Source organism: Enterococcus sp. AAFC-DPL-6103 (genome assembly GCF_058216595.1).
On record NZ_CM177102.1, the window covers coordinates 66352 to 87736 of the forward strand.

General features: G+C 36.9%; 23 protein-coding genes. 21 read left to right on the forward strand and 2 right to left on the reverse strand.

Features of this window, described 5'->3' with window-relative positions; genetic code table 11:
* Nucleotides 1-28: 28 nt before the first annotated feature.
* From rplO to truA, 13 genes are all read left to right on the forward strand, one after another.
* Entirely contained in the window at nt 29-469 is a 441-nt protein-coding gene (rplO, locus tag AC4BC3_RS00365) for a 50S ribosomal protein L15 (RefSeq protein WP_206907752.1), read from the forward strand.
* Entirely contained in the window at nt 469-1764 is a 1296-nt protein-coding gene (secY, locus tag AC4BC3_RS00370) for a preprotein translocase subunit SecY (RefSeq protein WP_206907751.1), read from the forward strand. Before rplO ends, secY begins: the two co-directional genes overlap by 1 nt.
* Nucleotides 1765-1828: 64 nt before the next feature.
* Nucleotides 1829-2476, forward strand: coding sequence for an adenylate kinase (locus AC4BC3_RS00375; RefSeq protein ID WP_490466677.1), 648 nt, complete (start codon nt 1829-1831; stop codon nt 2474-2476).
* Nucleotides 2477-2666: 190 nt separating this feature from the next.
* On the forward strand, nt 2667-2885 hold the full coding sequence (infA, locus tag AC4BC3_RS00380) for a translation initiation factor IF-1 (protein WP_010767960.1): 219 nt from the start codon (nt 2667-2669) through the stop codon (nt 2883-2885).
* Nucleotides 2886-2917: 32 nt separating this feature from the next.
* Nucleotides 2918-3034 (forward strand): 50S ribosomal protein L36, encoded by a 117-nt coding sequence (gene rpmJ, locus AC4BC3_RS00385; protein WP_002288710.1) that lies wholly within the window; start codon nt 2918-2920, stop codon nt 3032-3034.
* A 17-nt stretch (nt 3035-3051) separates the two neighbouring features.
* Entirely contained in the window at nt 3052-3417 is a 366-nt protein-coding gene (rpsM, locus tag AC4BC3_RS00390; protein ID WP_067483520.1) for a 30S ribosomal protein S13, read from the forward strand.
* Nucleotides 3418-3444: 27 nt separating this feature from the next.
* Nucleotides 3445-3834, forward strand: a complete 390-nt coding sequence (gene rpsK / locus AC4BC3_RS00395; protein WP_067483518.1) for a 30S ribosomal protein S11 — start codon at nt 3445-3447, stop codon at nt 3832-3834.
* 79 nt (nt 3835-3913) lie between these two features.
* A complete protein-coding gene (locus AC4BC3_RS00400) occupies nt 3914-4852 on the forward strand; it encodes a DNA-directed RNA polymerase subunit alpha (RefSeq protein ID WP_002288715.1) in 939 nt (312 codons plus the stop codon).
* 27 nt (nt 4853-4879) lie between these two features.
* Nucleotides 4880-5260 (forward strand): 50S ribosomal protein L17, encoded by a 381-nt coding sequence (gene rplQ / locus AC4BC3_RS00405; protein WP_067483516.1) that lies wholly within the window; start codon nt 4880-4882, stop codon nt 5258-5260.
* 271 nt (nt 5261-5531) lie between these two features.
* Nucleotides 5532-6371, forward strand: coding sequence for an energy-coupling factor ABC transporter ATP-binding protein (locus tag AC4BC3_RS00410; RefSeq protein WP_490466678.1), 840 nt, complete (start codon nt 5532-5534; stop codon nt 6369-6371).
* Entirely contained in the window at nt 6347-7216 is an 870-nt protein-coding gene (locus AC4BC3_RS00415; RefSeq protein ID WP_206907747.1) for an energy-coupling factor ABC transporter ATP-binding protein, read from the forward strand. Before AC4BC3_RS00410 ends, AC4BC3_RS00415 begins: the two co-directional genes overlap by 25 nt.
* A complete protein-coding gene (locus tag AC4BC3_RS00420; RefSeq protein ID WP_206907745.1) occupies nt 7206-8003 on the forward strand; it encodes an energy-coupling factor transporter transmembrane component T family protein in 798 nt (265 codons plus the stop codon). Before AC4BC3_RS00415 ends, AC4BC3_RS00420 begins: the two co-directional genes overlap by 11 nt.
* Nucleotides 8004-8095: 92 nt before the next feature.
* Nucleotides 8096-8842 carry a tRNA pseudouridine(38-40) synthase TruA gene (gene truA, locus AC4BC3_RS00425; RefSeq protein WP_490466679.1) on the forward strand — a complete coding sequence of 249 codons (747 nt, stop codon included), beginning with the start codon at nt 8096-8098 and terminating at the stop codon, nt 8840-8842.
* A gap of 86 nt (nt 8843-8928) precedes the next feature.
* On the opposite strand, the gene AC4BC3_RS00430 is transcribed toward truA, so the two are convergent.
* A complete protein-coding gene (locus AC4BC3_RS00430) occupies nt 8929-11553 on the reverse strand; it encodes a YfhO family protein (protein WP_490466680.1) in 2625 nt (874 codons plus the stop codon).
* A 497-nt stretch (nt 11554-12050) separates the two neighbouring features.
* Nucleotides 12051-12239 (reverse strand): 50S ribosomal protein L28, encoded by a 189-nt coding sequence (gene rpmB / locus AC4BC3_RS00435; RefSeq protein ID WP_067483507.1) that lies wholly within the window; start codon nt 12237-12239, stop codon nt 12051-12053.
* Between the two features lie 272 nt (nt 12240-12511).
* Between rpmB and AC4BC3_RS00440 the strand changes: the two genes are divergently transcribed.
* From AC4BC3_RS00440 to opp4B, 8 genes are all read left to right on the forward strand, one after another.
* Nucleotides 12512-12874: an Asp23/Gls24 family envelope stress response protein gene (locus AC4BC3_RS00440; RefSeq protein WP_067483505.1), complete on the forward strand. Its 363-nt coding sequence runs from the start codon at nt 12512-12514 to the stop codon at nt 12872-12874.
* A 51-nt stretch (nt 12875-12925) separates the two neighbouring features.
* A complete protein-coding gene (locus AC4BC3_RS00445; protein ID WP_490466681.1) occupies nt 12926-14605 on the forward strand; it encodes a DAK2 domain-containing protein in 1680 nt (559 codons plus the stop codon).
* 116 nt (nt 14606-14721) lie between these two features.
* On the forward strand, nt 14722-16755 hold the full coding sequence (gene recG / locus AC4BC3_RS00450) for an ATP-dependent DNA helicase RecG (RefSeq protein WP_490466682.1): 2034 nt from the start codon (nt 14722-14724) through the stop codon (nt 16753-16755).
* A gap of 47 nt (nt 16756-16802) precedes the next feature.
* Complete coding sequence (gene plsX, locus AC4BC3_RS00455; RefSeq protein ID WP_206898888.1) at nt 16803-17804, forward strand: phosphate acyltransferase PlsX; 1002 nt, start codon at nt 16803-16805, stop codon at nt 17802-17804.
* A gap of 122 nt (nt 17805-17926) precedes the next feature.
* Entirely contained in the window at nt 17927-18169 is a 243-nt protein-coding gene (gene acpP, locus AC4BC3_RS00460; protein WP_067483497.1) for an acyl carrier protein, read from the forward strand.
* Between the two features lie 301 nt (nt 18170-18470).
* Nucleotides 18471-19475: an ABC transporter ATP-binding protein gene (locus tag AC4BC3_RS00465; protein ID WP_067483495.1), complete on the forward strand. Its 1005-nt coding sequence runs from the start codon at nt 18471-18473 to the stop codon at nt 19473-19475.
* Complete coding sequence (locus tag AC4BC3_RS00470; RefSeq protein ID WP_206898887.1) at nt 19476-20420, forward strand: ABC transporter ATP-binding protein; 945 nt, start codon at nt 19476-19478, stop codon at nt 20418-20420.
* Entirely contained in the window at nt 20420-21382 is a 963-nt protein-coding gene (opp4B, locus tag AC4BC3_RS00475; RefSeq protein WP_206898886.1) for an oligopeptide ABC transporter permease, read from the forward strand. The genes AC4BC3_RS00470 and opp4B overlap by 1 nt, the downstream gene beginning before the upstream one ends.
* The last annotated feature ends 3 nt before the right edge of the window (nt 21383-21385 follow it).

Here is a 21385-nt window from a genome sequence, read left to right on the forward strand (position 1 = left end):
CTAGATTATTTAAGGAGGTGCCAAACCTATGAAACTTCATGAATTAAAACCTGCAGAGGGTTCACGCCAAGTACGCAATCGCGTTGGTCGTGGTACTTCATCTGGTAACGGAAAAACTTCTGGACGCGGTCAAAAAGGTCAAAAAGCTCGTTCAGGCGGTGGTGTACGTTTAGGATTCGAAGGTGGACAAACTCCATTATTCCGTCGTTTACCAAAACGCGGATTTACTAACGTAAATCGTAAAGAATATGCTGTCATCAACTTAGATATTTTGAACCGTTTTGAAGATGGTGCAGAAGTAACACCTGTTGCTTTAGTTGAAGCTGGAATCGTTAAAAACGAAAAAGCTGGGATTAAAGTATTAGCTAACGGTGAATTAACTAAAAAATTAACTGTTAAAGCAGCTAAATTCTCGAAAGCAGCTCAAGACGCTATTGAAGCGGCTGGTGGTTCAATCGAGGTGATCTAATGTTTAAACTATTAAAAGATGCTTTTAAAGTAAGAGACATTCGATCTAAAATTTTCTTTACTGTATTTGTACTATTTGTTTTCCGTCTGGGTGCCCATATTACGGTACCAGGCGTGAATGCTAGTACATTACAAAATCTTTCTTCTTTACCATTTTTCAACATGTTGAACTTGGTAAGTGGTAGTGCAATGCAAAACTTTTCTATTTTCTCAATGGGGGTCTCGCCATACATTACTGCTTCAATCGTCATTCAATTATTACAAATGGACATTGTTCCTCGTTTTGTTGAATGGTCGAAGCAAGGAGAAGTTGGACGTAAGAAATTAAATCAAGCTACTCGCTATTTAACATTAGTTTTGGCTTTTGTTCAATCAGTAGGGATTACTGCTGGATTTAATCAATACGCTCAATTAGGCTTTGTAAGCAATCCAAACGTGTCTACATATGTAACGATAGGTTTAATTTTAACTGCCGGTACAATGTTTGTTACATGGTTAGGAGAGCAAATTACAGAAAAGGGAATCGGAAACGGTGTATCAATGATTATTTTCGCAGGTATCATTTCTCGATTACCTGATAGTATCAAAGAAATTTACGAAGATTACTTTGTAAATATTGATTCTTCTGATATTTGGAAATCTGCAATTTTTATTGCCGTTTTACTTATCGCGGTTTTATTGATCGTGACATTTGTAACATTTTTCCAACAAGCTGAACGCAAGATTCCAATTCAATATACGAAGCGTGTAGCAGGTGCACCAACAAGTAGTTATTTACCATTAAAAGTAAATGCTGCTGGTGTTATTCCGGTTATTTTCGCTAGTTCGTTTATTGCTACTCCTAATGCTGTTTTACAAGCATTAAGTGGTAGATTTGGGTCTGAAAATTGGTATAAAATCATGATGCAAATTTTCAATTATAATACGGTGCCTGGTGCAACGATTTATACTGTTTTGATTATTGCATTTACATTTTTCTACGCTTTTGTCCAAGTTAACCCTGAGAAATTAGCGGAGAACTTACAAAAACAAGGAAGTTATATACCTAGCGTGCGCCCTGGTAAGGGGACTGAGGAGTATGTCTCAAGCTTATTAATGAGATTGAGTACAGTTGGTGCAATCTTCCTTGGACTTGTGGCTTTATTACCAATTATCGCTCAGATGATTTGGGATTTACCACAATCGATTGGGTTAGGTGGTACAAGCTTACTGATTGTTATTGGTGTAGCTTTAGAAACTGCAAAACAGTTAGAAGGCTTAATGCTGAAACGCAAGTATGTTGGCTTTATCGAATAAGTAAGAAAGCGTGTTGAGGTTCTTTCCTCAACACACGTTCTCACATTTATTAGGAGGGAAAGCAATGAACCTCATTTTAATGGGGCTGCCAGGTGCGGGAAAAGGAACACAAGCTGAAAAAATCATTGATGCTTATGGTATTCCTCATATCTCAACTGGAGACATGTTTCGTGCGGCTATCCAAAATGAAACAGCTCTAGGCTTGGAAGCAAAGTCTTATATGGATAAAGGTGCATTAGTTCCTGATGAAGTAACAAATGGAATCGTGAAAGAGCGCCTAGTAGAACCTGATACAGAGAAAGGCTTTTTATTAGATGGCTTTCCTCGTACAATCGAGCAGGCTGAAGCTCTAGACGTAATGCTAAAAGATTTAAATAAAAAAATTGATGCTGTCATTGATATCCATGTTGGTGAAGAAGTTTTGGTTGAGCGATTAGCTGGCCGTTTCATCTGCAGCAATTGTGGAGCAACTTATCACAAAATTTTCAATCCTACAAAAATTGAAGATACATGTGATCGTTGTGGGGGGCATGAATTCTATCAAAGAGAAGATGATAAACCTGAGACGGTTAAAAATCGTCTGGCTATCAACATCAAAAATAGTGAACCAATCCTTGCTTTTTATAAAGATCACGGTTTGCTTCATACTATTGATGGTGATCGTGAAATCGATGCTGTGTTTACTGATGTACAAAAAATCATTGAAAAATAGCATGATTGCCCGTAGCCAACTTGCTTTATGCAGTTACTCTTGTAAAGTTCAATAAATTATGATAGAATATGTCAGTCCGACTTCTAGAGATTCCTCTAGATGATCCATTTTGAGAATTTTGAGGTGGGAACTGCAGTTTCCGCCATTTTATCGTGTGAAAATGCGAAACAAGTACAAGGAGGTACTGTGCGTGGCAAAAGAAGATATGATTGAAGTCGAAGGTACAGTCGTCGAAACTTTGCCGAATGCAATGTTTAAAGTTGAACTAGAAAACGGACACCAAGTTCTTGCTACTGTTTCAGGTAAAATTCGTATGCATTATATCCGTATCTTACCTGGTGACAAAGTAACGGTTGAATTGTCTCCATACGATTTAAGCCGTGGCCGTATCACTTATCGCTTTAAATAATTGTACTCCGTAAAACTACAGGAGGTATTATCATGAAAGTAAGACCATCAGTAAAACCAATGTGTGAACATTGTAAAGTAATTCGTCGTAAAGGACGCGTTATGGTGATTTGCCCAGCAAATCCAAAACATAAACAACGTCAAGGATAATTGGAGGTGTAACAAGTATGGCTCGTATTGCAGGAGTAGATATTCCTCGTGATAAACGTGTAGTAGTTTCACTTACTTATATCTATGGTATTGGTAACACTACTGCTCAAAAAATCTTGGCTGATGCTGGTGTATCTGAAGATGTTCGTGTTCGTGATTTAACGAATGAACAAACAGATGCTATCCGTGCTGAAGTTGACAAATTAAAAGTTGAAGGTGACCTTCGTCGTGAAGTGAACTTAAACATCAAACGTTTGATGGAAATCGGTTCATACCGTGGTATCCGTCACCGTCGTGGTTTGCCAGTTCGTGGACAAAACACAAAAAACAATGCACGTACTCGTAAAGGTCCAGCTCGTTCTATCGCTGGCAAGAAAAAATAATTCTTAAGTGAAGGAGGTTAGAACTTCATGGCAGCAAAAAAAGTGAATCGTAAACGCCGTGTGAAAAAGAATGTAGAAGCAGGGATTGCACATATCCACTCTACTTTCAACAACACAATCATCATGATCACTGATACTCACGGAAATGCATTAGCGTGGTCATCAGCTGGTTCATTAGGTTTCAAAGGAAGCAAAAAATCAACTCCTTTTGCCGCTCAAATGGCAGCAGAAACTGCTACTAAAGCAGCAATGGAACACGGATTAAAAACTGTTGAAGTAACAGTTAAAGGACCTGGTTCTGGACGTGAAGCAGCAATTCGTTCATTACAAGCAACAGGTTTAGAAGTGACTGCAATTCGTGACGTGACTCCAGTTCCTCATAATGGTGCCCGCCCTCCAAAACGCCGTCGTGTTTAATGAGTGCCGCTCATTTTGAGTTTCTATAGTAACGTCATTGAACAAGACACTTTTCGTTTTGAAAGGGGTAAAGATAAGAATGATTGAGTTCGAAAAACCAAGAATCGCAAAAATTGATGAAGAAAAAGATTATGGCAAGTTCATCGTTGAACCTCTTGAAAGAGGGTATGGGACTACTTTAGGGAATTCCCTACGTCGTATTTTATTATCTTCTTTGCCAGGTGCTGCCATCACTAATATTCAAATCGATGGTGTACTGCATGAATTCTCTACTATTAAAGGTGTTAGAGAAGACGTCACTCAAATCATCTTGAACATTAAAGGCTTAGCGCTTAAAATGTATGGCCAAGAAGAAAAAACCCTTGAAATCGATATTACCGGACCTGCTACAGTAACTGCTGGCGATATTATCGTTGATAGTGATGTAGAGATTCTGAACAAAGATATGTATATCTGTAGTGTCTCTGAAGGAGCTACGTTCCATGCTCGCTTAACTGTGAAACCTGGACGTGGTTATGTTCAAGCAGATGAAAATAAAAAAGAAGATATGCCAATCGGTGTTCTTCCAGTCGATTCAATCTACACACCAGTTCGTCGTGTAAACTACCAAGTAGAAAACACACGTGTTGGTCACCGTGAAGATTTTGATAAATTGACGATGGAGATTTGGACAGATGGTTCGATTGAACCATTGGAAGCAATGAGTTTATCTGCGAAAATCATGACGGAACATTTAGATATTTTTGTGAACTTAACTGATGAAGCAAAAAATGCTGAAATCATGGTCGAAAAAGAAGAAACACAAAAAGAAAAAATGTTAGAAATGACAATTGAAGAATTAGACTTATCTGTTCGCTCTTATAATTGTTTGAAACGTGCAGGAATTAATACTGTACAAGAACTTACGAATAAATCTGAGCCAGAAATGATTAAAGTCCGTAACTTAGGTCGTAAATCATTGGAAGAAGTTAAGGCAAAATTGCATGACTTAGGTTTAGGTTTACGTAAAGAAGATTAAAACCTTTTACGAAGGAGGGAAACCAACGTGAGTTATCGTAAACTAGGACGCACATCTAGCCAACGTAAAGCGATGTTGCGTGATTTAACAACTGATTTATTAATCAACGAACGTATTGTGACAACTGAAGCTCGTGCGAAAGAAGTTCGCTCAACTGCAGAAAAAATGATCACTTTAGGTAAGCGTGGAGATTTGCATGCTCGTCGTCAAGCGGCTACTTTTGTACGTAATGAAGTTGCTAGCGTGCGCGAAGAAAACGAAGACATCGTTATTGAATCAGCTTTACAAAAATTATTCAATGACATTGCACCTCGTTATGCAGAACGTCAAGGTGGCTACACTCGTATCTTGAAAACAGAACCAAGACGCGGTGATGGTGCACCAATGGTTATCTTAGAACTTGTCTAAAATCACACTAATAACATCACTTTATAGATGATTCTTTTAGAGTGTTATGATGTTGGAGCTTTGCTCCGAGTCTAGCTCAGCGCTACTCCCCAAGTTTTTAGCTTGGGGAGTATGCACTCATCATAAAGTGTTTTTTTGTACCTTCAATTAACTGTCTTGACATGTTTTATTGAAGGTACAAAAAAACATTTTATTCAAACAATAAATAATTGAAAATTTAGTTTTTTTTTGATAGTGTTAGAAAGAACTTTAGGATGAAGAAGGAGTAAGCATGGAGCCAATTATTGATTTGAAACATATAAATTACACATATCAGCCTGATGACCTTCGACCAGCATTAAAAGATGTCTCATTTACAATTAACAAAGGAGAATGGGTTGCAATTATTGGGCACAATGGTTCTGGAAAATCGACTCTTGCTAAAACGATTAATGGTTTGATTTTACCAGAATCTGGTACAGTAGCAGTAGAACAACAAACACTTAACGAAGAAAATATTTGGACGATTCGGCAAATGGTTGGAATGGTGTTTCAAAATCCAGATAATCAATTTGTTGGTTCAACTGTGGAAGATGATGTTGCTTTTGGCTTGGAAAATCAAGGTATTCCTCGCGAAGAAATGCTCGTACGTGTAAAAGATGCGTTAGAAAAAGTTCGTATGAGCGAATTTGCAACTCGAGAACCCGCTCGCTTATCTGGTGGACAAAAACAACGTGTAGCAATTGCTGGTGTAGTTGCTTTACGGCCAGATATTATTATTTTAGATGAAGCAACTAGCATGCTTGATCCTGAAGGTCGAGAAGAAGTTATTTCAACTATCAAAAAAATTAAAGAAGAAAGTCAATTAACTGTCATTTCTATTACACATGATATTGACGAAGCTGCAAATGCAAATCGTATTTTAGTCATGCGTGAAGGAGAACTAGTTGGCGAAGGGACACCGGAAGAAATATTTTCTGCTGGTCCAGATTTGATTCGTCTGGGATTAGACTTACCATTTCCAGAAAAGTTAAAAAGCGCGTTAAAAGAGCGTGGGATAGATGTTCCTGATAAATATATGACAGAAGAAAGGATGGTGAATTGGTTATGGACATCCATTTTGAGAAAGTAAACTTTACTTATCAACCAAATACACCATTTGAACAAAGAGCATTATTTGACATTGATCTGTTAATCAAAGAAGGAAGTTATACTGCTTTGGTCGGGCACACAGGAAGTGGAAAGTCAACATTATTACAACACTTGAATGCTTTGGTTAAACCAACGAGTGGTTTTGTACAAATTGGTGATCGAAAAATAACTCCGGAAACTGATAACAAGAATCTAAAACCAATTCGTAAAAAAGTGGGCATTGTGTTCCAGTTTCCAGAAGCGCAATTATTTGAAGAAACAGTTGCTAGAGATATCGCATTTGGACCAAAAAACTTTGGTGTAGGGGAAGAAGAAGCTTTAGAAATTGCTAAGGCAGCATTGATTCAAGTTGGCTTAGATGAAACATATTTGAATCGATCACCTTTTGAACTATCTGGTGGACAAATGCGTCGGGTTGCTATTGCAGGAGTTCTTGCAATGAAACCTGAAGTGTTAGTTTTAGATGAACCAACTGCAGGGTTGGATCCTCAAGGAAGAAAAGAAATGATGGAGATGTTTTGGCGGCTTCATAAAGAACAAAATATTACTATTGTATTGGTTACTCACTTAATGGATGATGTGGCTAACTATGCTGACTTTGTTTATGTTTTAGAAAAAGGGAAAATCGTTAAGAATGGTGAACCGAGAGAAGTCTTTCAAGATTTAAATTGGTTAAAAGAAAAACAATTAGGTGTGCCTACTGCAACGGAATTTGCTGAATTATTGAGTGAAAAAGGAATTAGAATGTCTGAAATACCTTTAACAGCTGAGGAATTAGCAGACGAAATTGTACGTTTGTCTGGGGGAATTGCTCATGATGAATAAATTGATTTTCGGACGGTACATGCCAGGGGATTCATTCATTCACAGATTAGACCCTCGAGCAAAGTTATTAGCTAGTTTTTATTTTATTGGGATTATTTTTTTAGCAAATAATTGGCAAACATATCTTCTTCTAGCGGTGTTTACTTTATTCGCTGTTTCATTATCAAAAGTGGACATGAAATTTTTCATTCGTGGCATTCGCCCATTGATTTGGTTAATTTTATTTACTGTAGCACTACAAGTTTTATTTACAAGTGGTGGCGAAGTTTATTGGCATTGGGGAATTTTTAATATCACCCAATATGGTGTATTGAATGGCATTTTCATTTTTTGTCGATTTGTTTTGATTATTTTTATGTCAACATTACTTACTTTGACAACCCCACCTTTAGAATTATCTGATGCAATTGAATATTTATTGCGTCCGCTAAAAGTTGTTCGTTTTCCCGTCCATGAAATCTCACTGATGTTGTCTATTGCATTACGTTTTGTGCCAACATTGATGGATGAGACAGAAAAAATTATGAATGCGCAACGTGCACGTGGTGTTGATTTCGGTGAAGGTAACTTAGTTCAAAAAATGAAGGCCATTATTCCTTTATTGATTCCTTTATTTGTAAGTAGCTTTAATCGAGCGGAAGATTTAGCAACTGCTATGGAGGCACGAGGTTATCGAGGCGGTGAAGGGCGTACGAAGTATCGGATGCTTCATTGGCACAACCAAGATACGATGGTTATGGGCGCTTTTGCTCTATTAACAGTCATTTTAGTGGTATTACGTGGTTGATAAAAATTAGTAAATTGATTATTATATGAAAAAAGAGAGGCGCCGTGACGATGTCACAGCCTCTTTTTTATGGGAAGATAAGGAGAGAAAAAATGGTACGTTACAAAGCAATCATTGCGTACGATGGTACAAATTTTCATGGTTTTCAAAAGCAACCAAATGGTCGAACTGTTCAAGATGAGTTGGAAAAAACATTAAAAAAAATGGCGAATGGACAAACTATTACTGTTTTTGGTTCTGGTCGAACAGATTCTGGTGTTCATGCAGTTGGACAAGTTATTCACTTTGATTATCCGCAAGAACGGCCTTTAGAACGTATGCGATTTGCTTTGGATACTCAATCGCCAGAAGATATTGCAGTTAAAGAAGTGGAACTTGTTGCGGAAGATTTTCATGCGCGCTATATGGTTCATGAAAAAACGTATCAATTTCGAGTAGATATCGGCAAGCCGAGAAGTCCGTTCCGTCGACATTACGCGAGTTATTACCCTTATCCATTAGATTTGAAGAAGATTGAACGAGCTTTGCCAGACTTGCTTGGTACGCATGACTTTACTTCGTTTTGTGCTGCAGGTAGTTCAATTGAAGATAAAACACGGACAATTTATGAAGCAACAATGCAAGTAAATGATGCAGGAGATGAATTGTTGTTTACATTTAGAGGAAACGGGTTTCTGTACAAAATGATTCGTATTTTGGTGGGTACTTTATTGAAAATCGGGAATGGTCGTATACCGGAAGATGCAATTCCAGAAATTATCGAAAAAAAAGATCGTAATTTAGCAGGTCCAACGGCACATCCAGAGGGTTTATACTTGTATGAAGTGAAATATAAATAAATAGTATGATACTTCGTTAAATAGCCATTAGAGGGCAAAAAAGCACACCAACTACTTTAGTTGGTGTGCTTTTTTCGTCTAAACATTTAATTGAGGGAATCTGTGCCGTCTAAAATTCTTTTTCGACCTAAAAGATAAGAATACAGAGCAAAAAGTAAGATGCAAATGACGAATAGCATACTGCCAAGCTTAAATCCTTTTGGTAAGTAACTAAAAGTAATTGTGTGTTTGCCTTTTGGAACTTTGATCATTACAAAAGCATCTTGGAAGCTTTCAATAGGTACAGCTTTTCCGTCAACTTTTGCTTGCCAACCTTCATCATAAGGAATGGTTGTCACAAGCATGCTGTCTTGGTTTGAATTGACTGTGCCAGTTGCTTTGTGACCTGAAGTGGTCAGATCAACACCTTTATTTTTAATCTGATTCATAGCAGCTTGATAGGCAATAAGATTTAGTCCAAGAACTTCTGGTTCCATGAAGCTCACTTCTTTTGTTCCATAAAAACTAGTTGTAAAAGTTACTGTAGTATCAGTAGGATAGTAGCCTAAATCATAATATTGACCAGAGATATTAATTTGAGTTTGTCTTGAAGTTCCATTTACTGTAATAGTTGCACTAGAGCTTTCCAACTGGGCATAATTTGTTGGGAATAAGCTTAAATAAGCCTGTGTATTTGCAGGAACTTGGACTTCCCAAGTCAATTCTTTTGCTTGATTGTCGGTTATTTCAGAATAAGTGACACCAGTTGTTGTATTAGTGATTTTCGTATTTGTTTGTTTTTTCAATGTAGGTTTGTAGAAAGAGTAATACTCTTCTTGTAAACCGGAAAGTTCATTGATTAAGTTTGTCTGACTCGTTAAATTATCAGTTGCTGGTTGTTCGATATCATCAACTGTCAATGGAGCAGTGAAAGCAAGAGGTAGAGCATTGATATTTTCATATAGTGTGTAATCACCGCTTTGTCCAACTTGATTGAAGCCGTATTTGCTGAAAGTATTTCCATTTTTGCTGATGTTATATTTAATACCAGTAAATCCATCCATTAGCAATGTATTATTTGCATAACGGATATTTAAATTGGTACCGCGAGAACGAAAGCCAAGTCGGTCAAGATAAGAAGAAGAGTTACGATTACGGATTGAAGAAAACATACTGATGCCACTATAACCATAGTTTAATGAATCATTGGCAGAAACAGGATCTAAATTTTCTAACCGATAAAATGTGTCAGATTCTTTCTTAGTTTTTTGGACTAACTCTTGAATATTTGGATAAGGATCTGTAAATAAACTGCGTGAAGCATAGTTCCAATCATCTAAAATGCCGTGAATCATGCTATTCGTATTGACTACTGCCTCAGAAGACATTAGAAGCAATAATAAAATACTTAAATGTTTCATAGGAATCTTTTTGAGTTGGAAAAATCCAACAGCAATCGCATAAAGAATCAAAAAGACGATTGTTAAAATAAAGGATGTTGACGTTACATATGTGTAGCTTTCAGCTGGTTTAAGCGCCCAAGAAATGGAGAAGATGGCAGCTAATATGAGTGTGATACCAACAAAAAGTCCGTGATCGTTCAGTTCTAACTTTTCCCAACCATAACCGGCAAGCAAAATGACCAGAAAAGAAAACAAGTAGGCATAGCGGAATAAGAACATATTAGGTGCGTGCATCCCGTGCCAGAATAAATTTAAGGGGACAAGATAGAAACTTGCAATTAAAATTATGAACAAACTTCCAAACAAAAGTTTATTTTTTAATTTGATTTTTCGACTAACAAAGTAAAAAATACAAAGAACTAGTGGAAACAATCCCGCGTAGACAAATGGAATCGATCCGTATTTCGTTGTGTCATAGACACCGATCATGTTTTTCATCGCTAAATCCAAGAAGGAAGTTGCTTCCGTTTTTAAGGTAGTTATTTGGCTCAGTTCCTCACCATTAGATCGTAAATCAAGTATAGCGGGTAAGATGATAATCATTGATGCACCACCAGCTAATAACGAAGTAATCCCGTAAGGTAGAATAGTTTTTTTGTATTTGGACCAATTGGTAAAAAGTCTCGCTAAGAAATAAAGAAAAGAGAAAACGCCAATCATGAAGCCCATATAAAAGCTAGATAAAAATAATAATAAGTAGCTAACAAATAAAACAAGAGGCTTTTTCAAATCCATCACGCGATGAATACCTAAAATGACTAGCGGTAGATAAACGAAAGCATCTAACCACATAATGATTTCTGAGTGTGCTGTGATAAAAGAAATCAACGCATAACTGATACTAAGTGCCACTTGGCCCCAGTGTGGGATTTTAAATGTTCTTCCTAAAAACCAAAAAGCTAAACCCGCACTAGCTACTTTGATCAAGGTTAAAAAGTAAAGTGCATCAGGCATGTACTGATTTGGAAAAAGGAAGACTAAGGGTGTAAAAATTCCTCCAAGATAGTAGGAGATTAGGGATAAATAGTTTAATCCCAATGAAGCATTCCATGTATAGAAAATACTTTGTTTTCCTAAAAGCATATTTCGGAAGCTGGCATGGAAATTCGAAAATTGTGAGAATGCATCACTTGCTAAAATACTTCTGCTACTACCAGGATAAATTCCGATGCTTAAATAAATAAGTGCCAGAATAATTAGTGGAATGAAAAAGCTAGCAACCATGTATGGCCAATTTTCTTTGAAGAATAGTTTGTAATTTTTTTTCATTTTATTTTTCACCAAATTTCTATTAAGTTGTTTTAAGTTTATCATACTCAGGTTTTTCTCCACCAAAAAAGAGCACAATTTTCATGAAAAAATAAAAAAATGAAATAAATAACACTGGTAAGTTTAAAAAACCTAGGAATTTATGATCTGATAAAAAATAAACCAATCGAATTTTTGTTAATTTTACAAGGTTTAACCTATTGACAGCATTTGAATATAAGCGTATATTTTAGATGTAAAAAAAACATATATTACTCATTTGCGTTTAGAAGCAAGTGGCACATAAAAAAGAACTTAGAACAGCTATCTCAATGGATAATTGCTCTAAGTTCTTTTTCTTTCCTAGATGTTTTTAGTTGATATCATAGTATGTAAGAACGGTTTAAGAAGTTGTGCTCCAAGCACAACTTCTTTTTTTGAAGAATCAATAACGATCCTGAAAATAAATCCAAGAAAAAAACCGTTCATACGATGAACGGTTCGCAGTCCTGATTCAATTAAACGCGTTCAACTTTTCCTGATTTCAAAGCACGAGTTGACACCCAAACTTTTTTAGGTTTTCCGTCGATCATAACGCGAACTTTTTGTAAGTTAGGTTTAACAGTACGTTTTGTTGAGTTCATAGCGTGTGAACGGTTGTTTCCACTTGAAGTCTTGCGACCTGTAAAGTAACAAACTTTAGCCATGTAAATTTCCTCCTTTGCCTTGATATTGGAGCAATAGAATAATTAAGCTCATACCAAACTAACTTATCATATAAGGAGGTAATTTGCAAGCACATTTATCGAGTTATAATTGACATTTCTGCATAATAATTGTAAATTATACAGGGTTGCTAATAAACATTTTGAGGGTTTTAAGGTACTTTGAAAGTAACTGCCTTTTATTTCACGTTATGCTATGATAAAATATTATAGAAGAAAAATGGGCTATTTTTGCCCGTTAAGGAGGCTTATTCATGGCTGTAAAAATTCAAACTTCAGCTGGAACCATTGAAATTACCAATGATGTGATTGCAACAGTTGTTGGTGGCGCTGCAACGGACGTTTTTGGTGTTGTTGGTATGGCCAGCAAGAATCAAATTAAAGATAATATTACTGAGATTTTGCGCAAAGAAAACTATTCTCGTGGAGTAGTTGTTCGTCAAGAAGAAAATGGTATTGCAGTTGATGTATATACAATTATTAGTTATGGAACAAAAATTTCTGAAGTTTCACGTAATGTTCAGGAAAAAGTAAAATACAACTTAGAGGCATTATTAGGTGTAACAGCCAATTCAGTTAATGTCTTTGTACAAGGTGTTCGTGTACTGCCAGACTAGGCAGGAGACTTGCTAGTAACTCAGCAGTCGATCTGAAGGAGGATTATCCAGGTGAGTGTAACAGAAATCAGTGCAAGCCAGTTCCAAGAAATGGTTCAGGCCGGTGCGAATCGTCTGCAGGCAAATGCAGAGTATGTCAATTCATTAAATGTCTTTCCAGTACCAGATGGGGATACTGGAACAAATATGAACTTATCAATGACTAGTGGCGCAAAAGCCGTAGTCGACTCAACTTCTGAAAAAGTTGGCGAATTAGCCGCTGTGCTTTCTAAAGGACTTCTTATGGGAGCTCGAGGAAACTCAGGAGTTATTTTGTCTCAACTATTTCGCGGATTTTCAAAACAAATTCCAGAAGTAGAAACATTGAATGCAATAAACTTAGCAGCAGCTTTCACACATGGGGTTGAAACTGCGTATAAAGCAGTGATGAAACCAGTTGAAGGAACGATTTTAACTGTTGCTAGAGAAGCAGCCAAAGCAGGTGAAAAGAAAGCGAAGTCTACGGATGACGTAGTCGAAGTAATGACTGCTGTTGTTAAAGGTGGAAAACGCGCATTAGCGAAAACACCTGATTTATTACCTGTACTAAAAGAGGTTGGGGTAGTAGATAGTGGCGGTCAAGGGTTATTGTTTGTATACGAAGGTTTCTTGAGTGCATTAAATGGTGAATTCCAAGTTGATGACGTCTATGAACCATCTCCTGCAGAAATGGATGAGATGGTAAATGCAGAGCATCACCGTAGTGTACAAGGACAATTAGCAACGGAAGATATCCATTTTGGCTATTGTACAGAAATCATGGTTAAAATTGGCGAAGGTCCGACTGTTGACAGTCAATTTGATTATGAAGGCTTCCGTAATTACTTAGATGGACTTGGTGATTCATTATTAGTCGTAAATGATGATGAGATTATCAAAGTACATGTTCATACAGAACATCCCGGTGAAGTAATGAATTATGGTCAAAAATTTGGTTCATTGATTAAAGTAAAAGTTGACAACATGCGCTTACAACATGAAACGATTTTAGAACATGATGAAGACGTCCAAGAATTTACAGAAGAAAAAGCACGTGTTCCTTATGGCGTGGTAGCTATCGCGGCAGGACAAGGAATCCAAGAACTTTTTGAAAGTCTAGGTGCTAACTATGTGATTAGCGGTGGACAAACAATGAATCCAAGTACAGAAGATATTTTGAAAGCAATTAAGGATGTTAATGCTGACCAAGTAATTGTTTTACCAAATAACAAAAATATTTTCATGGCTGCAGATCAAGCAGCTGAAGTTGCTGAAGTTCCTGTTGCAGTTGTTCCGTCTCGAACGATTTCTCAAGGCTTGACAGCGATGTTATCATTCAACGATCAAGCTTCATTAGAGGAAAACAAAGCAACGATGACTGATGTATTAAGCAGTGTCATAAGTGGTCAAGTAACCCACGCAATCAGAAATACTTCAATTGATGGGGTAGAGATTGTTGAAGGCGACTTTTTGGGAATGATTGATGGGAAAATCGTTATTTCAAATCCTGATATTTTGGCTACTTCTTTAGCTACTTTAAAACAAATGATTAATGAAGATACTGAAATTGTGACAATCCTTGCTGGTGAAGGCGGTACAGTCGCACAAGCAGAGGAGTTGGCAGCAACGCTAACGGAAAAATATCCTGATTTAGAAATCGAGATTCACCAAGGAGATCAACCAGTCTATCCTTATCTGTTTTCTGCTGAATAGGAGAACTTGTCACTAAACTATCATTTTATGGTGCAGAAAGTATGAAGGACCTCGGTTTTCGATTCACTTTGATCGAAAACCAAAGTCCTTTTTTTGTTAAGAAAGGAGTGAAGTTGATGCGAACGTTAATGGATCCAGTTACTGTGCTAGCTGGTGTAGGAGAAAAAAGAGCAGAAAGTCTGGCTAGTTTGGGCATACATACAATTGAAGATTTGCTAACGTATTATCCTTTTCGTTATGAAGATATACAAGAAAGAAATTTAATCGAGATCCAAGATCAAGAAAAAGTAACGTTAAAAGGATTGGTTGTTTCACCGCCGGTATTGAGTCGTTTTGGATACAAAAAAAGTCGGCTACAGTTTCGGATGATGCAAGACCACGCTGTTTTTAACGTTTCGTTCTTTAATCAGCCTTATCTTAAAGATAAAATTATTTTGTCTGAAGAAATTGCGGTTTACGGTAAATGGGATTCCAAAAGAAAGGCACTGAACGGGATGAAAGTCCTTGGCTCAAAGACGTTAGATGATTTTTCACCAATCTACCATGTCAATAAGTCAATCAGACAAACAACGTTGGTTGATTTGATCAAAAAAGGTTTTGACGAGTACGGTGATTTAGTTGAGGAAAATCTTCCTTATACATTAGTGGACAAATATCGTTTGCTTGATCGTCAAACGGCAGTTAGAAGTATGCACTTTCCCAAGAATCATGAAGAAAGTCATCAAGCCAAACGACGTGTTGTTTTTGAAGAGTTTTTCTTGTTCCAAATGCAGTTACAAGGACTTAAACATGCTGAAAAATCCGAAAAAAATGGAATTGAAGTTTTGTATGACGTTCAAAAGCTCAAAGAATTCACTCAAAGTTTGCCATTTGAATTAACGGAGGCTCAAAAACGAGTAACAAATGAAATTTGCCGTGATTTACGTAGTCCTCAACATATGCAACGTCTCCTGCAAGGGGATGTTGGTAGTGGGAAAACGGTGGTAGCAGCAATTGCTTTGTATGCAACCGTTACAGCAGGATTCCAAGGTGCATTGATGGTGCCCACTGAAATTTTAGCTCAGCAACATATGGAAAGCTTTGTACAATTATTTTCAGATAAACTTTCTGTTGCATTGCTAACGGGTTCGACAAAAGCGAAAGAAAGACGTGAGCTATTAGAACGTTTGGAAAATGGCGAAATAGATGTAGTGATTGGGACTCATGCATTGATTCAAGAAGGCGTGGAATTTAAAAATCTTGGGCTAGTCATAACAGATGAACAGCATCGTTTTGGTGTCAACCAACGCAAGGTTTTACGAGAAAAAGGATGGCAGCCAGATGTTTTATTTATGACAGCGACGCCGATTCCAAGAACACTAGCTATTACTGCCTATGGTGAAATGGATGTATCCATTATTGATGAACTTCCAGCAGGACGGATTCCGATTGAGACTAGATGGATCCGCACGCCGCAATTAGATAGTGTCTTAGAGTGGACAAGAAAAGAGTTACGTAAAGGACATCAGATGTATGTGATCTGTCCATTGATTGAAGAATCAGAAGCACTCGATGTTAAAAATGCTGTAGAAATTTATGAAAAACTCAGTAATTTATTCGCATCAGAGTACGAAGTGGGTTTACTGCATGGAAAAATGAAGAACCAAGAAAAAGAAAATATCATGGAAGACTTTAAAGAAAATCAAACACAAATTTTGGTTTCTACTACAGTAATCGAAGTTGGGGTGAATGTTCCAAACGCAACGGTTATGCTGATAATGGATGCAGATCGATTTGGTTTAGCGCAGTTGCACCAGTTGCGTGGTCGGGTTGGTCGTGGAAGTGACGCTTCATTTTGTATTTTGGTTGCTAATCCAAAAAACGAAATGGGTGTAGAACGGATGAAAATCATGACGGAAACGAATAATGGTTTTGTTTTAAGTGAAAAAGATTTAGAATTACGAGGGCCAGGAGAAGTTTTTGGTTTCCGACAATCTGGGTTACCGCAATTTGCGATTGCAGACTTAGTAGCAGACGGAAATATTTTAGAAGTAGCTCGTGAGGAAGCGACAACCATTTGGCAGAAAGTTAATTGGCAAGTCTTGCCGGAATACCGAGTGTTAGTCCAAAGCTTACAATTAGAAAGTCAAGACAATCGTTATTTTGATTAGCAGATGTGCTATACTTTGAAATGATGAACGAAAGAGGAGTGAAGACAATGAGAATTGCGGTAGATGCAATGGGCGGCGATCATGCACCACAAGCAATTGTGGAAGGTGTTGCTTTAGCTCAACAAGATTTTCCAGAGATTGAATTTTTATTGTATGGGAAAGAGTCAGAAATCAAAAAGTATTTAACAAATGAAAAAAATATTACGATTATTCATACAGATGAAAAAATTAGTAGTGATGACGAACCAGTGAAAGCAATCCGTCGTAAAAAAACAGCCTCAATGGTTCTTGCTGCACAAGCTGTTAAAAATGGGGAAGCAGATGCAATTTTTTCAGCAGGAAATACAGGTGCGTTACTTGCTGCCGGTTTATTTATCGTTGGCCGAATTAAAAATATTGAACGTCCTGGTTTGATGTCAACCTTACCAGTCATTGGAAAAGAAAATGCTGGTTTTGACATGTTAGATTTAGGTGCGAATGCTGAAAATAAACCAGAGCACTTACTTCAATATGGAATTTTAGGTTCGTTCTACGCACGAAAAGTTCGTGGAATTGGGCGTCCTCGTGTAGCCTTGTTGAATAATGGAACAGAAGCGACAAAAGGTAGCGAATTAACGAAACGTGCATACGAGTTATTACAAAATGAAACAAGCTTGAACTTCATTGGAAATGTAGAAGCACGCGAATTGTTGAATGGTGTGGCTGATGTGGTTGTGACAGACGGCTTTACTGGAAATGCTGTTTTGAAATCAATTGAAGGAACAGCGCTAAATATGATGGATTTATTGAAATCTGCAATTTTGAATGAAGGAATCAAAGGGAAGATGGGCGCTTTATTATTAAAAGATGGATTACGTTCATTAAAATCTGAGATGGATTATTCTAAACATGGCGGTGCGGTTTTATTTGGATTAAAAGCTCCTGTGATCAAAACACATGGCGCAACTGGTCCTGATGCCGTTCGTTATACGATTCGTCAAATCCATACAATGTTAGAAACAAATGTTGTGGGACAGTTAGTTGAGCAATTTGAAAGCTCTGCAGATTAATTATCATTTAATGTAAACGATGTGAAATATGAGATAATGAAAAAAAGGTAGACATTTTCAAGAAATGTCAGTAAAATTAGCCTTGGTTAAGGCAGTTGTCTCGATTGTTGGAGGTGAAAACATTGACTCGTGAAGAAATATTTAATAAAGTAGCAAAAATTATTTCAAACCATTTTGAAATGGATACAGATAAAGTTACAGATGACTTGAATATCAAGGATGATTTGAAAGCTGACTCAATTAGTATCATGGAATTTGTTTTGGAGCTTGAAGACGAATTTGGAACAGAAATTTCGGATGAAGACGCAGAACAAATTGAAACTGTGGGCGGCGCAGTAAATTATATCTCAGAACATCTAAAATAATTTAAACCCACGTATAACCAAAAGACCTAAAAATCTTCGTTGATTTTTAGGTCTTTTTCTTTTTCTTTAAAAGCACCTTTTTTAATCTAATGCAAATGGTAGCGGTTGTAGTAGATTCAGTTTTCAGACAATTCAGGCAACAATTTCAATTGTGCTTGCAAAGTAAAACGGTTTTCTATATAATTATTAAGAAAATATTATACTTCGTTAAGAATAGGATTGGTTTAAATGATTTTATTCTGTGTGAGTATTATTTTATTAACGAAAAACTTCCATCTAGGGAGCAGAGAGGGGTATTCGATTGTCGGATAATCAATTATTAGATGTTCAGAACCTACACACAGGCTTCCGTATCAAAGATGAATTTTACGATGCAGTAGACGACGTTTCTTTTACTTTAGATAAAAACGAAATCTTAGCAATCGTTGGAGAATCTGGTTGCGGAAAAAGTACATTAGCTACCACTATTATGGGGCTACTGGATCCTAACAATACCAAGATTACAGGAGAAATTTTATATAATGATTTAAATCTAATTGATTTAAATGAAACACTTTATAACAAGATTCGTGGAAATGATATTGGAATGATTTTTCAAGATCCATTGTCAGCATTGAATCCTTTAATGAGAATTGAAGACCAAATTAAAGAGGGTCTTTCTTATCACACAAAAATGAATGCAGAAGAACGCCAAGCAAGAGCACTAGAATTATTAGATCAAGTAGGGATTCCTAATCCGACTCGAGTGGGACGTCAATATCCGCACGAATTATCTGGTGGGATGCGCCAACGTGTCATTATTGCGATTGCAATTGCATGTAAACCGCCAATTGTCATTGCTGATGAACCAACAACAGCGTTAGATGTGACAATTCAAGCACAGATTCTTGATTTATTAAAAGACTTACAGGAAGAGACAAAAACAGGAATTATTTTGATTACTCATGACTTAGGTGTCGTGGCTGAGATGGCAGATCGCGTAGCCGTTATGTATGGTGGACAATTCGTTGAGGTTGCTGAAGTTGAAGAATTGTTTGAAAATCCAAAACATCCATATACACGTTCATTATTGAACTCCATTCCTCAAGAAGGTCAACATGAAGAAGAGTTACATGTAATTGAAGGTGTTGTTCCTTCACTGAAAAATATGCCACGCAGGGGTTGTCGTTTCGCTCCACGAATTCCATGGATTCCAGAAAGTGATCATGAGAAAGACCCAATTCTTCATGAAGTAGCACCGAACCATCTTGTTCGTTGTTCATGCTATAAACATTTTCATTTTAGAGACGAAAAAGGAGAGGTGTAGATGACAGAATTAATCACAATTAATGATTTAAAAGTTCACTATCCGATTCGCAGCGGTTTTTTCAATCGAGTAAATGATTATGTTTATGCTGTAGATGGCGTCGACTTCGTTATTGAAAAAGGAAAGACGTATGGTTTAGTTGGAGAATCTGGTTCAGGAAAATCAACGACGGGTAAGGCGATTGTTGGGCTAGAAAAAGTGACGGATGGTCAAATCATTTATCAAGGAACAGATGTAACAAAGCGTAGTAATCGTAAGAAAATCGAGTACAACAAAGATGTTCAAATGATTTTCCAAGATTCAATGTCTAGTTTAAATCCTAAAAAGCGAGTATTAGATATCATTGCGGAACCAATTCGCAATTTCGAGCGGTTAAGTGACCAAGAAGAGAAGAAAAAAGTAAAAAGTTTACTTGATATTGTTGGGATGCCAGAGGATGCACTGTACAAATATCCACATGAGTTTTCTGGTGGTCAGCGTCAACGTTTAGGTGTTGCTCGTGCTGTAGCAACAAATCCAAAATTGATTGTAGCAGATGAACCAGTTTCAGCGCTTGATTTATCTGTACAGGCGCAAGTTTTGAACTTTATGAAACGAATCCAACAGGAATTTGGACTTAGTTATCTATTTATTTCCCATGACTTAGGTGTTGTTAAACACATGTGTGACAATATCGCTATCATGTATAAAGGTCGTTTCGTTGAAATCGGAACAAGGGAAGATATTTACAATGACCCACGTCACATCTATACAAAACGTTTACTGTCTGCAATTCCTCGAATCGATGTTGAGAATCGCGAATTGCATAAAGAGAATCGCCGAAGAGTTGAACAAGAATACATCAATAGTCAAAAGGATTATTACGATTCAACTGGTCGGGTGTACGATTTACGTACGTTATCAACTACTCATAAAGTAGCGTTAAAAGATGGAGGTGCTAGCTAATGTGGAAAACAATCCTACGTCGTGTGTTATTGATGATTCCTCAAGTTATTATTCTTAGTGTTTTAATTTTCATGTTGGCAAAAGCCATGCCTGGTGATCCATTTACTGGATTGATCAATCCAAACCAAGATCCAGCTGTAATTGAGCAAATGCGACAAGCTGCTGGGCTAAATGATCCGTGGTATGAACAATATTTCCGTTGGATTGGAAATGCGTTACATGGAGATTTTGGACAAAGTTTCTTATACAAACGTTCAGTTGCTGACTTGATTGGTGAACGGATCGTCAATACGTTGTACTTATCTATTTTGACAGTTATTCTAACGTATTTGATTGCTGTACCGTTAGGAATGTTAGCAGGGCGTTACCAAAATTCGATTCTGGACAAAGCTGTAGTTATCTATAACTTCTTCAGTTTTGCTGTACCATTGTTCATTTTCGGTTTAATCATGTTATTCATTTTTGGTTACCGTTTAGGTTGGTTCCCAACAAGTGGTTCACAGACTTTAGGTTTAAGTGGTGGATTTTTTGCTCAATTTGCCGATCGAATGAAATATATTTTATTACCGTCAATCACGCAAGCATTCTTGGCTACGGCGGTTACGATTCAATATCTTCGAAGTGAAGTAATTGATTCAAAATCATTAGACTTTGTAAGAACAGCACGTTCAAAAGGTGTACCAACTAAGAAAGTTTTTAGTCGTCATATCTTTAGAAATGCTGCTTTACCAATGGCTTCACAGATGGGGTACGAAATTACTTCATTGATTGCCGGTTCAGTGGTTATCGAGAAGATTTTTGGTTATCCGGGTGTTGGTAAATTATTTATTGATGCGATTGGTCAACGTGATTATGCTGTTATTACTTCTTTAGTATTGATTTTAGGGATTGCAACATTAGTGGGAACCTTGCTTTCAGATATTATCATGAGTATTGTTGATCCACGTATTAGAATCCAATAAAAA